This is a genomic window from Methylobacter sp. Wu1, from assembly GCF_036553575.1.
GTDB lineage: Bacteria > Pseudomonadota > Gammaproteobacteria > Methylococcales > Methylomonadaceae > Methylobacter.
The window spans coordinates 65,132-79,472 of record NZ_JAZHOC010000055.1; the positions used below are offsets into that span (position 1 = coordinate 65,132).

At 46.6% G+C, this 14,341-nt stretch carries 9 protein-coding genes and 1 pseudogene; all 10 read right to left on the reverse strand.

The features are described from left to right. Positions 1-990 precede the first annotated feature (990 nt). Entirely contained in the window at positions 991-1,908 is a 918-nt protein-coding gene (locus V2P20_RS10675) for a DHHA1 domain-containing protein (RefSeq protein ID WP_331818172.1), read from the reverse strand. A gap of 261 nt (positions 1,909-2,169) precedes the next feature. Further along, positions 2,170-3,636 carry a GTPase gene (locus tag V2P20_RS10680; RefSeq protein WP_331818173.1) on the reverse strand — a complete coding sequence of 489 codons (1,467 nt, stop codon included), beginning with the start codon at positions 3,634-3,636 and terminating at the stop codon, positions 2,170-2,172. A 2-nt stretch (positions 3,637-3,638) separates the two neighbouring features. Then, positions 3,639-4,877 carry a GTPase gene (locus V2P20_RS10685; protein ID WP_331818174.1) on the reverse strand — a complete coding sequence of 413 codons (1,239 nt, stop codon included), beginning with the start codon at positions 4,875-4,877 and terminating at the stop codon, positions 3,639-3,641. A gap of 296 nt (positions 4,878-5,173) precedes the next feature. Then, complete coding sequence (locus tag V2P20_RS10690; RefSeq protein ID WP_331818175.1) at positions 5,174-7,573, reverse strand: tetratricopeptide repeat protein; 2,400 nt, start codon at positions 7,571-7,573, stop codon at positions 5,174-5,176. Between the two features lie 303 nt (positions 7,574-7,876). Further along, positions 7,877-9,427 (reverse strand): VPLPA-CTERM-specific exosortase XrtD, encoded by a 1,551-nt coding sequence (gene xrtD / locus V2P20_RS10695; RefSeq protein ID WP_331818176.1) that lies wholly within the window; start codon positions 9,425-9,427, stop codon positions 7,877-7,879. A gap of 15 nt (positions 9,428-9,442) precedes the next feature. Further along, positions 9,443-10,540 carry a WecB/TagA/CpsF family glycosyltransferase gene (locus V2P20_RS10700; protein WP_331818177.1) on the reverse strand — a complete coding sequence of 366 codons (1,098 nt, stop codon included), beginning with the start codon at positions 10,538-10,540 and terminating at the stop codon, positions 9,443-9,445. A gap of 1 nt (position 10,541) precedes the next feature. After that, complete coding sequence (locus tag V2P20_RS10705) at positions 10,542-11,828, reverse strand: glycosyltransferase family 2 protein (RefSeq protein ID WP_331818178.1); 1,287 nt, start codon at positions 11,826-11,828, stop codon at positions 10,542-10,544. Next, entirely contained in the window at positions 11,815-13,047 is a 1,233-nt protein-coding gene (locus V2P20_RS10710) for a glycosyltransferase (RefSeq protein ID WP_331818179.1), read from the reverse strand. The genes V2P20_RS10705 and V2P20_RS10710 overlap by 14 nt, the downstream gene beginning before the upstream one ends. 282 nt (positions 13,048-13,329) lie before the next feature. Beyond that, positions 13,330-13,800, reverse strand: a pseudogene (locus V2P20_RS10715) (transposase); the annotation flags it as partial. A gap of 12 nt (positions 13,801-13,812) precedes the next feature. Next, positions 13,813-14,313, reverse strand: a complete 501-nt coding sequence (locus tag V2P20_RS10720; protein WP_331818180.1) for a helix-turn-helix domain-containing protein — start codon at positions 14,311-14,313, stop codon at positions 13,813-13,815. Positions 14,314-14,341: the final 28 nt, after the last annotated feature.

The window sequence follows — 14,341 nt, forward strand, 5'->3', positions numbered from 1 at the left end:
AATGTCAAACAAGCAAGAATCCAACAATGGCGCATTCTACAGAGATTAATTCGGTTATTCTCAAAAACTGAATCCGGTGCTCATTTAAACACCATCTTCAGTCTTATGAAAAAATCGAAATTTTGGGTCGCCTGAAGAGATGCAGCTCAATTATTACTGCATATAACCCCGATATTTATGTAATAGCTCTTCTTTATGAATTCCTTGCAATGCTGGATCAATTTATGAAATCCAACATAAATTCAGCACTAAGAGAGCACAGAAGCATAACGGCGTAACATTCGAAAAAAGGCCGATTAATTTTTTTTCTTTTGTATTTAGCGATCAGGAAACGAAGCAACACGGAGAATTGACGGTACATAAACTGGCATTTTTAAACTACTAATCGTCTATTATGTCTGGCAATAATTACATTTTGATGACAGTTGTGAGCCCACAGATAAGAAGTGCAACGTTAATTCCAATAACTTTTCGTGTTTTGTTTATGTCTTGAAGCCTTGATATAAAGGTTCGTAGCTAATCCGACACCCCATGCTGAATCCTAACGGCGCCGGCATGGTTCGTTTTTAAAGGTCAACCGGGCTCACTATATTTGTCAAAAAATTACATTGTTATCAAACTGTAACAAACTCACTGTAATATATAAATCGAAGGCTTTTGAAGTCGCCATGGATTGACTAAGCATTTGCTTTCAGACCTACTGTTTTAGCCCCGATCAGGGGCTTTTTTTACCTTGATTATCAGCCGATATAAGCAGTCATGGTTAATTGGGCAATTTTAAAAATTCTCACAATCAATGTTCTTGTGTGTTGGATTGTTCTTATTGGGTCTTGCGTTGTAATGAGTGACATTGATGTCATTGCATGGTTTATAAACCAATCGCCTTTGCCAAATCGCCAGCAAAACAACATGTCTTAGTATTACAGTTGTAAATTATCTTGCCGCCCGCCACTACTACCGGAGGGAGAAAGATAATCGGTAACTGTAGTATCAAATGCCCTTCCTCTTGATAAACGGATTGTCATCCAATACAAAACCTGCGGCATTCTTATGCCCGCCTCCGCCGAAAGCCTGCGCCAGATGGCCGACATCGTAATCGCCGATGGAGCGAAGTGAAAACTGCCATTTTTGCTTCCGGCCGTCATATTGATAAGTCATGCCGAATGTCCCCGATTTCTCGGCCAAAACGTGCCCGAGCTCGCTGGAGAAAGAGGATGACGCATTAACGGCCAGCCCTTTTTGCCCGTTCAACATGACCGGGTGCGCAATTTTCTCCAGCCTTTTTACTATCTTCTGGTGGAATTCGACGTATATTCCGCCAATTTGCAGAAGCTCATCCAGATCGATTGTGCCCATTTCGGGCAACGTCATCGGCATCCGCTCATAAAGCGCACTGGTGATTTCGCGTGTACCGGCTAATTTGAATTTCCAGAGGTCGCGATCTTCGATATGCAGCAGGATTTTGGGCGGCTGGCGTCCCGGAAAAAAATGCTGCCAAGCCAGTACGCAGCCGCTTTGCGCCATATCAAAATGTAAGGCAAGGTTTTCCGGCAGAGACTGAACCATGGCTTCAGATTCAGGCAGTGCTTCATGGGTTTTCGAAGCGAAAAGATCCGCGGAGAGACTTTTATGAAAAAAAGCCTCGCACTGCTCCATGGCGGTAATATGGTGATCGATCAGGATGATCTGGCCGGCCCGTCTCGAGGCCGCAAGCAATTGTTCGGGCGGATAGGAGAAATCCAGTATGTAAATCACGGCTCCCGCTTCAAAGGCCGGGAACTCATCACCATGGCGTGCGGGAATGTAGCGGGCATGGTTGCCCAGCTTGCAAAAGGCGCTCCAGGCGGCGCCTAGCCCATCCAGGCAATCGGCGTGATAAATGACCAGGGTTTCGTATTTTTCTATCATTATTGTTATTTTAAAAACTGCTAAAACTCATGTGAAGACTCGGCGGCGCCCTCATGCCGCTGTTGCACCAACGTTCCACACCCCAGCCCCAACGCCCGCTTCTGTTAAGGATAGAGCGAGAAATAACTTCCCTGAATTTTGACGAGCAGCAGGTGTAGGGGCGACTTCATTCGCCCAAGGCGAATGAAGTCGCCCCTACATAAGCTCCGACAAATCGAAAAGTTATTTTTAACCGAATCCTGAACATCAATCTTCACTTTATTATATTCTGATCAAATTAGCCATCTGCATCCATATCAGGCGTAATTTCTCTTTGCTCCTGCCTTCGGGCAGACAGCGCAAATACTGGGCGCGTTTGCTTTCAGGCCATTTATCCGCAAGAGCCGCCCAGATAGCGTCAATGTTATAGACGCCGCCCGTTTGCAGGCTGACCGGTATGCAATCAGACACGGCAATGTGCAAGGCTTCGGAGACCGTGTCCAGCGCATCCCGGATATTGCGCGCTTTCTCGCTTTGCGGCGCCTGCACATCATAGGGCGGTTGCCATTCCCGCAAAGGGCGCAATTGATCGATGTGCGTGACTATCGCCAGGACCGGCGGCATGCTGCGGTGCAACCGTTGATCAAACCAATTGCGCAAATCGGTCAAAAACTGGGCATCGGCTTCGCGCCCTGCCTGTATTGCCGAACAAACCAGCAGCACCAGATCAAAGCCGCCCAGCGCGCGCTCCGGCTCTTTCTCGAACCAATGAATTTTATCGCCATAGCCTGGGCTGTCGAAGATCAACAGTTCACTGCTGTCATCCTGCGCCAGTTTATAGACGGTCAATTCGTCAGTGAGAGGCAGCACATTCGTCGCGGCACGCAGTTCGCCAAGCAATGCATTGATCAGGCTGGATTTTCCCGCTTTCAATTGCCCGGCTACCAGAATACGTAAAGGCCGCTTCGTTTCGGGCGCCGATTCAGGCGGCGGCCCCGGCTCGGCCAATACCGGCGGCGCTAACTGTCCGCTATACAGCGCAATGGCGTAATAACCGGTTTTCTTTATCAACGTCCGCAGCAGCCACTGCTCCAGGAGTCCTTTCGGATATTGCGCAACCTTGCCCTGAAAAAAACCGGACAGTTCAGCCGGTATGGCCGTGGCAGGGCTGAGCAGCATTCTGCCCATGCGGTAGATGAAGTGGCCTTTTTCCAGCCTTTGTTTCCATTTCCAGAGTTTCAGGCCTTCATCGATGGTCAGCAAATGGCTGAACGGAACCTTCTCATCCAGCAACTGCCGCATATCGCGGCTGACTTGTTCGGTAATGAACAGGATATTGCGCAGCGGGATATCGAGTTCAGCCTTACCCGCTTTGGGCCGGAAATGCCGCGCCACTTTGCGGATGACCTGCTGGGCCAGTAGCAGCAAACGCGCGCTATCGGTCAACGGATAATCGGCCGGATTGATCTCGCCCGCCATCTTATCAATTTCAGCCCAAATAGTCTCTGCGGCAGGCGACCAACGCTGATCCGCCTGCACATCCGGCAATTGGAATGGCTCTATTTGCCGGTGCTTCAACCAGTGGTTCAAAAGTGTGGCCGCGCCGTAAAACGAAGCCAGTGTTACGAACCCTGTGACCAGATAGTGGTGTTGCCACAACCAAAAAATGCCCAGCCCGATTAAGGCAAGCCATGGCAAAATCAACAGCAGGAATACAATGGTCCAAAGCCAGTTTGTAGGAAGGCGCATTATTAAACCTGTTTCTTTATGGAACTGCGTAGCAATTCCCTGCCGCGGGCTAATTCCGCATTGAATACTTCACGCAACTTATCTGCGTCTAAAACCTTGCCTTGCTGAGCTTTACTGAAATAAAAACACAGCGTTTTACCCAAGGCATAGGTAGCGGCAGCCGTATAAACACCGGCAACACTAAGCGCGACTGTCTGTCCGTAAGCCGGAATCAGCTTGAGCAGTTCACGCCCTCCCATACGCGCCAGCGCCCCCATGCCAACAGCACTGACGATTTCCCTGATGCTCTGCTTAGTTAGCGGCAAGCCATACACATGGGCAATACTGTGAAAAAGTTTGCTCTGAATTGCAACCACGGTGCCCAAACTGGCTGCCGGCACCGGAATCGCGGCGGCCAGCCCGGCTGAGATTGCATAGCCGATGACATGCGGATGCGCGGCCTGCCAGTACACATCATTGATATCGCCGATATGGTCTTCCAGCATGGCCCGAAGACCCAATGGCAAGGCCTGCTCTATGGCAGCCCATAAGGCATCCAGGCCATAATCCGACGGCGCATAGTCATCTTCCGGCAAGGTGAAATCGAGCGGCACAAATGTCGCATTAATGCCGGCGAAGTACTCGCGCTGCTTTAACAGCGAACGGCGCAGATCGGCAGGCACCGACTCGCCGATTCGGCCGTCAGCAAAAGGATAAGGCAGGATATGCGCCATGGCCCGGTTGGGATAGCCTTCATGCAAGGCTGTCTGAGCCACGATGACCGGCCATTTCGGATGCGCTTTATGAACTTGTTTTAGTGCAGCCAGGACCGCTTCCTGCTGATGATCCATGGCCTTGATCACGACGATCACAAGATGCGCCTGCTGTTCGCACCATTTCATATCTTCGCTGGCATCATAACCCTTCTCGGACAGGCCTCTGGTATCAAGAAAACGCAGAAATGCAGTTTCGGCATCGGGAAAATCGAACAACATGGCCGTGCGCGTACACGGCTTGAAGCCATTACCGATCTCCGCGGCGGATGAACCGGTCAATGTCCTGATGATGGAGCTTTTGCCGCTCTGCGTCTTGCCCAACAGCCAGAATACCGGAACCGGCAAACGTTCATGGATGGCTTTTATTTTATCTTCCGCAGCCTTATCGACTTGAGGCTTGACGATCTTGTCTATGTAGACGGAGGCATTCGAAAACGGGTTGCTGATTTTTCCCGACCAGGATTTCCAGTTGGTGAATTTGGACATAAAACTTTAAGAAATGTATAAAAAACTCACGCGAGCACCCATCTTTTGCATGCTTTGTTTCTCCAGCAAACCCAATGGGAATCGTCCATGAACAATCTACGCTCTTTTCTCTATGATCGATAATTTTATTAGCCAGTTCCATTCATCAATTTTTCAGGCGAAAGCAGGCAAATGTTCGCGTAGGTGCGAATTCATTCGCACTGCCTAGGCCGGTACACGTTTTTTGTCTTGGGTCGAATGAATTCGACCCTACACATGGAAATAACGGCGATACTGGTAAACCAGTGTTTTTTCAGCTACACCGGCTTTTCAGCCTTAATTTCTTTCAACAAATTCTCCACGGCCTCTTTCTCGGCAAAGCTTTTTTGTTTCTCGCCTATCGCCAGCGCTTTTTCCAGTTCGGCAATGGCGGCAGAACTGTTGTTCAGCTTATGATGAGCAAGGCCTAAATGATATTTGAAAACAGGAACTTCGGGCATTTTGGCAACAACATCCTTAAACACCCTCAGCGCCTCGTCATTGCGATCACTGTTTAAGAGCGCCCATCCGTAAGTATCATGAAAATAGGGCTGTTCGGATTTCTCAAAACGCGCAGCCAGTTTTACGGCGCGATCAATATTTTCCTTGGTTTTATAATGATCGAGCAGCAATGAAACCAGATTGTTCACCGCAACATCAACATTCGGATTCTTGGCAATCACCGCTTCGTAATTTTCCACAGCCTTATCATAATCGTTGCTTTTCTCATAGATAGCGGCCTGCATCATTCTTAAGCTGATATTGTCAGGATCATTTCCCAAACCTTTTTGAATTACTGCAATAGCTTTTTCACGTTCTTGATTGGCGGCATGAATGCCGGCCATGGCTTCATAAAATCCAGTTGCCTTGGGCCACTTCTCAGTCGCTCCGGACAACAGTTTAAGTGCTTCATCCGGGCGCTTATCAAGCACATACAACTGGCTTTTCAAGATCAATGGATAAGAATTTTCCGGATTGGCCCTGATAAACTCGTCCAGATACGCAAACATGTCTTTGCGTTGTTTTAATGCCTCGTAACTGCGCATCAATCCCACCAAGGCATCAGACAATCCCGGAGAAACAGCCAGCGCATCCCTATACTTGGCGATCGCGTCCTGATACTGCCCTTGTCCTTCCGAGACCTTGCCGCTCAGATATTTGGAGAAGCCATCGCCCTTTGGCTTGGTCGAAATCACATCAGCGACTTTCTGGGTTCCCGACCAATCCTTCTTCATCAATCTGATCTGGGCCAAAGCCTGTAAAGCGCCGGCATGATCCGGCTTAACCGCCAGTGCTTTCTGCAAAACTTCGTCAGCCCGGGCAATGTCTTTGCTTTTGATCATTTGCGCCACCACCGGCATGACTGCGTCAAAATTGCCGGGGTTTAAATCGAGCGCTTTACGGAAGTGCTCATCGGCAAGCGCATGGGCATTTTGTTTGTTATAAGCGTGAGCCAGCAAAACCATTGCTTCATCTGACTTCGGATAATCGCGCAATATGCCGCGTAAATCGGAAACAGCCTGGTCGGTCTGCTCATTGAGCAATCTGATTCTGGCCCGCAGCAACAAGGCGTCATAGTCTCCGGCATTGACCGACAGCACCTCATCAATCAGCTTCTGCGCCGAATCGCGGTCCTTGTCACTAAAGGCTACTTTTGCCAGCAGCACCTTGGCTGCCAAGCCTTCCTTGTCTTCCGACTTGTTATTGATCAGCCAATTGAGCGACTCTTTTGCCTCCGCCCATTTATTCTGGCTGATCAACAACTTGGCGAGCGGCAGATAATACCCGGCAGTATCGGGCTGCTGCGCGATATAGCCCTGCAGCACCTTAACCGCTTCGGCAGGGTCTTTAGTATGCAGGTAATCAACCAAAACCAGTTTTGATTTCAAATCATCGGGATGTTCATCAATCACTTTTTGCAAAACCGACCTGGCATCGGCATCTTTTCCCGATTCATCATAGTATTTGGCCAGCGCATACTGGAAATCCAGTTTATCGGGATTGCTCTTAATCAAAGTTTGATAATCCGCTACCACCGCCTCCGGTTTATTGGTTTTGATATCAATCTGCAATTTCAGCATAGTGAGCGCCAAATCATTGGCATTGACTTTAAGCGCATTCTCCACAATAGCCAGCGCCTGGGTAAAATCCTTGCTTTCCATGTACACAACAGCTTTTAAATTAACGGCATCGCTATTGCCTGGAGCCAGAGCCAGCGCTTTGTCCGCCTCTTCCAAAGCCGCCTTCTGGTTGCCTTGCCGTAATAAAACCGTTCCTTTCAGCACATGAGCATCGGCATTATCAGGATTCAACTTAAGAATTGCATCTGCTTCAGCCGCTGCCTTATCGGTCTGGCCGGACAACAATAATAGCTGCCCCAATTTTTTATGGCCTTCAACATGATCGGGCGTCAGCTTGACCACTTGCGACAAATTCTCAAACATCCCTTTCCAATTCTGGTTTTTTTCATCCATTAACGCCAGATGAAAGTAGGCATCCGAAAGATTATTGTTAATTTGCAACGCATTTTTAAACTCGACCCGGGCCTTTTCATAATTTCCCTTGCCGTAAAATTCCTTGCCGCTGTCCAAATAATGCTGCGCTTTTTCAGTCGCGTCGCCGCAGGCCTGGAAACCCAAAGCCACTCCGGTCAATAACAGAGCTCTAACTAATTGCATCACTTAACCTTCTTTTAAAAAATTGAAATTTATTCACTGATATTACGCATGGACTGTATACACACGCCGGGCAAATTTATTTATATCCGAAGTATATTTGCACTGCATCGAACTGCTTCCGATCGAATTAATTTTGCGCAGTTGTAGGGTCGAATTCATTCGACCCAAAACCACCCCCCGAGATATAGGCGGGCAATAGGCAGTGCGAATTAATTCGCACCTACACTGCAGATATGAATCAAATACCGGAATGTTCGCAGTAAAACTAAAACAGAACATAGATCGATTCTTACGCAACATCAGTTAATCAGGAATATATTGCGGCAGAACCGGCAAAACCTCTTTGGCAAACCCCTGTAAACGCTGATCGGCAAGATCGAGGCTTTCACCGGGATTAACCATCGTAGTCAGGCGTACCAGCGCCCCATCGGTTCTGTTTAACAACAGCGCATCTTTGAACAAGTACCATTTCATTAAATACTCATTCGCCATCTTTCTGCCTCTCTGTTGAAACCAGTAGTAAACCAACTGCGTCATTTCGCCTTTTTTGATCACAATCCGATTGACGTCGAGAAGCCCCAGATTTTTTCGCTCAATCTCAGCAATCTGCCAACCGCCGCCCGGGATACAGACACGCGGCGAATGCGGAGAAATTCCTTTACGCTGGGATGCATAATAAGCCGCATATAGATTTACCGGTGCGCCTTGGGCTTGCTTAAAGTCGGCCAAGATATAATCCGACAAACCTAACTTATCGATAACGGTATTTTCCATGCTGGCCTGCTGTCCTTGCCAGCCTGACAGATGCATCGGAAACAACGGAAAGTTTTTGCGCTCGGGAAAGACCTCTGCCCGCTTATCGATTGAAAATACCGTAACAGCGGCCACAACCAGACCGGCAATGATCGCAAAAAAAGGGCGTGATAATGGCCTGACTTTTGCCTCTGCCATATCACCAACAGATGGGTCGACCGCTAGACCAAAAATTTCGGCAAAAGGCCGGTGATCCGCATCAAGCCTGGACAATAAAACCATTTCCGCTACTAGAATCCCCAGACAAGCCATAAAAACGACCCAGCCTTCAAAGTCATGCAGAAAGCCTTCTGCCATGCTTGAGCCCCAGTTATCAACCAGAACACCAATCACCGCTATGCGGAAGCTATTCATGAACAAGGTGATCGGAATAGTCGATAAAAACACCAGAGCGCGCTTCCAGAAAACCGTGTTATACATATAGGCGCAGATAAAGCCCAAGCTCATCAGCGGAAAAAGATAACGCAACCCGCTACAAGCTTCCACAACCTGCAATTTATAGCTGCCTAAATCGATAATGTTGCCTTCCAGATAAACCGGAATCTGGCACCAGCGAATAAAATACACGCCCAGTTTTGAGGATAACAGCTGTAAATTGGCGGAAAGGCTGGCTTCAAGAAAATACGGCAGCGGAATGGCAAAGGCCAGCAGCAGAATAGGCACGATGACCGGCTTGACTGCCGGCCAGCCCATAATGGACAAGGCAATACCTATCAATACGGCGATAAAGGCATACTGAATCAGTATAAAAAGCGCGCTGATCTCGCCTACCATAAATACGGCCAGCGCCAATAAAACAATGCCGAATCCCACCCAGGAAGGCGAAAAATCGGATTGTTGAATGAGATTCCTGCGCTGCCAGATAAAATACAGCGTAATCAACGGAAGCATATAGCCATGGCTATATTCCTCCTGCTTTTCCCAGCGAACAAGCAACTCCTGTAACCCGCCGGCAAATGCAGTCAATAACAGTAATAAAGCAAAGCAGATTAACGCCAGATATCGATAATCAAATTTCCAGATGGCAAGCGCCTTATTCATTATATTTTTATAGCGTTAAAGTTGTGGAATTAGATACTGGGCTGAGTTCCATTTAAAAATCCTGATATTTTGCTGATTAATATTCTGGAAATTCAACTGGCATTCCTGTTGATTTAAATGCTTATAAAGCAACAGACAAAGTCCTAAAAAAGCCCCATCAATTATCGGCACAGCTTGTAAATCAATTGTTACATTTTTCTTTTTTGAAACACATTCTTTAAAAGCCGGCCTTAACGCGGCAATTGTCTTATCAATACAGGTTCCAATCAAATAAATTTTAATCGTATATCTGTCTTCTTCAGTATTAATAACAACGGGTTTGCTTTCATTTAACTTTTTTTGATTTAAACGTATCCAAATGGCATAAGGAATCACGTTGTTCAAGAGCAATTTTGCAAACCGTAAACCATCGAAAAAATAGCGTTTCCATAATAAGGGCTCTTCCAGAATACGCCATAACCATTCCAGTCCGACACGCTGCATCCAGACCGGCGCACGCTTTACCGTGCCGGCAAAAAAGTTAATAACCGCTCCCAAATGACTGATCACCGGTGCCTTTAATTGATGCCTGTTTCTCTCAATCCAGGCCTGCCCTTTCTTAGCGCCTAAAGAAACAATCAGAAAATCAATCTCATGCTGGTTGATTTCATCAATAATATCACTGGTACTCATTTCTTCGATCGAGCCAAACCCAGGACAATAATGCCCTACGGCCTGTAAGCCTGCATTAGCCTGATTAATGATCTGACAGGCCTTCTCACCGACCCCAGGCTCTCCGCCCAAAAAAAACACGCGTATAGGAGGCGTGTTTTTTTCAGCAAACAACGCTTCTATCAACCCAGAGCCTGCTACACGTTCCGGCAATGGAATTTTTAGCAATCTGGACATCCAAATCAACGGCATGCCATCGGCGACAGATAAATCGCTGTTAATAACTGACTCACGAAATGCCCTGTCTGATTGCGCTCCTATCAAAAAATTGAGATTGGGCGTCGATAAAAAACAAGGCTGCTGTTCTATTATTGCTTTCTTTACATAATCAACAGCTTTCGTCATACCCAAGGAATCAAAGGGCAATCCGCAAACACACCACACAGGCCTGGAAAAATTCATATTACAGCTCTCCGCCACCGTCACGCTCCGTCCGCACCCAGTCTTTCTGACGTCCCGAGATAAATGAAAAATAAACAGACAACTTGGAAGCAATATAGATGGGCACTGCGCACAGATCGGCAAGACTTAACAATGCCCGACCTTCCCGCCACCAAACAACAAGAATCGTAAGTGCAAACAGAACAAAACTGACCAGCAGTAATCCGACTGGCAACAACCAATTAGTAATTGCATAAAAGATTGATAACAGCCCGATTCCACCCAACGAAAGCAAAACCAGCAATGCCAGCGGAGGAACGGCAACATCCAAGGCCATGGCCAAAAATTTCAAGTTACGATCAATAACTGCCTGTTTAATAAGCAGGGGAACTTGTTCAATGATAGTCATCAAATGACCGTGTTCCCAACGCGTGCGCTGTGTTTTTTGAGCCGATTGCTGCTCAGGGAAATAACTGAATACCTCAGCATTTTGACACAACCGAGGCGGATAACCTTTCAGCGTTAAATCAATGCCCAACTGCATGTCCTCGACAATATGGCCATGAGCCAGATTGACCTGATTCATAAGATGCCAGGGGAAAGCCATGCCCGTGCCTGTCAACGTAACCGGCAGATTTAACAGCGAAACCGCAAGCGGGCGGATTTTATTTTTTACCAGCCAGGCAAAACCGGCAATGCGTTGTTTAAAAGATGCTTTTTCCGGCAAGCACATCATATAAATTGCCTGAACTGGTAAATCCAAAGTTAAGCATCTATGCACGAGCTTTTCTATAGCTAACGGTTTCAGTTCACAATCCGCATCCAGTACCACTAAAACATCAATTTCCGATTGATTTTTTAAGAACTGAATACCAAAATCCAAGGCATAACCCTTACCTCTCAACTCATTATCCTTTCTTTCTAATACAGTGACATTAAACTGACGGGCAATTTCAGCTGTGTTATCTGTACAATTATCAGCCACCACGATAATTCTAGGGTAGCCTTTAGAAGTATCTTCTTTCTCAAGATTATCACGTATGGAAAAGGCATTTTCGGAATCACTAAGAACTTCAGCTGATGAAATAGCAAATTGTTCAATCAATCTCCTCAAGGTTTTGGCAATCACCGCCGCCTCATTATGCGCTGGAATTAATACAGTGGCTTTAGATAAATTGGTTTGAATAAGCTGATGATCATCTTGCTTTTTACCAGCAAACAGAGCAATCCAGCATTCACTAATCACAATCCATAACGGCAATGCTAATAAGAATGTTATAAATGCCGCTAAAAAGTTAATTACCTGCATCGCTGCGATCCATTTCAGTGACTTCTCTAAAATATCCAGCCAACTTCTCCACCTCCCTGACAATATGATGCTCTCTTGCAACAGATTCATAAGCCTTGGAGCCCATTGCTAACAAAGTCTCATCATCCGCATCCAGCAATTGCCGCATGGCCGAAATCAGCTGTTCAACATCACCAGCAGGAACCAACCAGCCATTCTCCCCATGCTGAACCAATTCGGGTATTCCCGCCACATAAGTCGATATGACCGGTTTTTTAAGCGCCATCGCTTCCATAATAACAACCGGCAAACCTTCCGCGAAACTGGGCAAAACCATCCCACGCGATGATGATATCAACTCCCTAACCTGCTCGTTGCTTACCCAACCTGTAATGTTGACGATATCAGTCAAGCCGTAGGATTCGATGCGTTGCTCCAACTCACTTCGCATTGGGCCATCCCCCGCCAGCACGAGGCTAAAAGAATAACCTGCATCAGCCAGAGCTTTTGCTGCTTCCAGCAATAACAACTGCCCTTTCTGCTCGCACAGACGTCCAACACAAACCAACTGATCTGAGACTGTAAAAACTTGAGATTCTTTATTGTCCCAAAAAACCTCATCAAGCCCACAATGCACAACCTTGACTTTCGGCCATTGCTCCATTGGAACCCAGCGGAACAACTGGCTGCGCCCGTAAGAACTGATAGCTACTACAAAACGGCAATGCTCAATCTTCTCTTTTAAAGCGAGAAACTCAGGCTTATCAAATTCTTCAGGACCGTGTACCGTAAAGCTGTAACCCGGGCCACCCAACAGATGCGCCAGCATCACCACCATGGTGGAATTAGTGCCAAAATGCGCATGCACATGGTCAACATTGGCTTTTTTAAGCCATCTAAACAACAAGCAGGCTTCGACAAAATAAATCAAATGCCTGAAGACACCACGATCAGACCTTAAACCCAACCTCAGCGCAGTGAACAATGATTTGAGAAAAGCTCTTGGTTGCCTTAACAAACAAGAACCCAAAGCAAGCAAAAAATCTCCAGCTGGAGCGGAAAGAATATAATGCGTTCTGCCCAGCTCAGACTGATCAAATTTATCCACTAGTTCTTCGGGATTTGTTCTCAATGCAAAACGGAGAACAGATACATTCAATACTTCAAGTGCCTGTATCTCACGTCGGATGAAACTATGACTGACTTTGGGGTATTGATTAATAAAGTAAGCTACACGCAAGAGAGCATCCTAAAAAAGATTAACTAATATGAATATTAAGAATAATTACGCAAGAAAACGACTATGTATGAAGCCAATTTTGTGCATAAAAAACAAGTACATCTTCAAGTAACTCTTCTCTCGACCGACCCATAACATGCTTCCATTAGTCAGTAGATACGATGCAAGTAATTGGATCCGATGGATGCAAGATTGACAATCTAAATGAAGCTAAACTTGACTAATAGCCTAATCCAGCGCATCCATGACATTCATCCTCTGACGGAAGGTATTAGTAAGCACCTAAGCAAAATTAATCCGGTATTTTCTACCGAAATTTTCGAATATATCGCTCAACGCTGAGCACATTGAATCAAAACAATGGTATGCAGCCCAAGGAAGCCATTCGTATTTAATTTTCTTCCATAAAATTTCTATCGGGTTCAGTTCTGAAGAATATGCAGGCAGAAACCAGGCCCAAACACGCTGCCCCAACCACTCCCAGCTTGCTTCTTTCGCTGCTTTACGGTGTACAGTAGCATTGTCCATGACGACGATGGTTAATTTTTCAGGAAGGCGCAAACGGACAAAATTATTCATTGCCGCGACAATTTCCCGATGCGTCACTGAACCATCCACTGCATGGAAATAGGCCTCATTATTCCTAGTCATAAAACCGATAACATTTGTACGACCAAACACATGAGCAGGCAGACATAAGGTTTCGCCGCGCGGTTGCCAAGCATAAGGCACGCAAGATCGTGAACTAAATCCACTTTCATCTAGTTAAAACACATCAAGCTCGCCCGCTAATTCACGTTCATGGAAGGCTGCCAATATCTGTTTTCCCTCTAAAAATCCAGATTGATCTCGCTTAGCCCTCAAGCTACGGCGGCAACGCTTCCACCCCAAACCTTTTTCTTTCAGCCAGCGCGTAGTGTATCCTGTGCGCTCCTGAAATTTCTTCCTCAATAGCCGAAGTTGGTGAGGAGCTTCTTTAATCGCTTCACATAACCATTCACGGTCTTCATTCGGGCCTTTTCGCGGTCGACCTGGGTGTTCTTGATCGCGAAGACCCGATAATCCGAGTTGTTCCCATGCTCTGAGCCATCCAGATACCGTGTCCCGATCCACATCAAAAATATCCGCTATTTGTGCCAGGCTATATCGCTTACTGCTCAAAATAACTGCATGAGCGCGTTGTCGGAAACGAGGCCAAGGAGCATACCGGAACACATCCAATAAGGTAAGTTGCCTGGCTTTGCTTAACCCCTTCACAAACTTCATTTAGCCCTCTAATACAGAAATTATAGAG

Coding starts and splice junctions, on each gene's coding strand:
- V2P20_RS10720 (WP_331818180.1), bottom strand. CDS start 14,313: ATGAAGTTTGTGAAGGGGTTAAGCAAAGCCAGGCAACTTACCTTATTG.
- V2P20_RS10690 (WP_331818175.1), bottom strand. CDS start 7,573: ATGCAATTAGTTAGAGCTCTGTTATTGACCGGAGTGGCTTTGGGTTTC.
- V2P20_RS10700 (WP_331818177.1), bottom strand. CDS start 10,540: ATGAATTTTTCCAGGCCTGTGTGGTGTGTTTGCGGATTGCCCTTTGAT.
- V2P20_RS10705 (WP_331818178.1), bottom strand. CDS start 11,828: ATGCAGGTAATTAACTTTTTAGCGGCATTTATAACATTCTTATTAGCA.
- V2P20_RS10675 (WP_331818172.1), bottom strand. CDS start 1,908: ATGATAGAAAAATACGAAACCCTGGTCATTTATCACGCCGATTGCCTG.
- xrtD (WP_331818176.1), bottom strand. CDS start 9,427: ATGAATAAGGCGCTTGCCATCTGGAAATTTGATTATCGATATCTGGCG.
- V2P20_RS10680 (WP_331818173.1), bottom strand. CDS start 3,636: ATGCGCCTTCCTACAAACTGGCTTTGGACCATTGTATTCCTGCTGTTG.
- V2P20_RS10685 (WP_331818174.1), bottom strand. CDS start 4,877: ATGTCCAAATTCACCAACTGGAAATCCTGGTCGGGAAAAATCAGCAAC.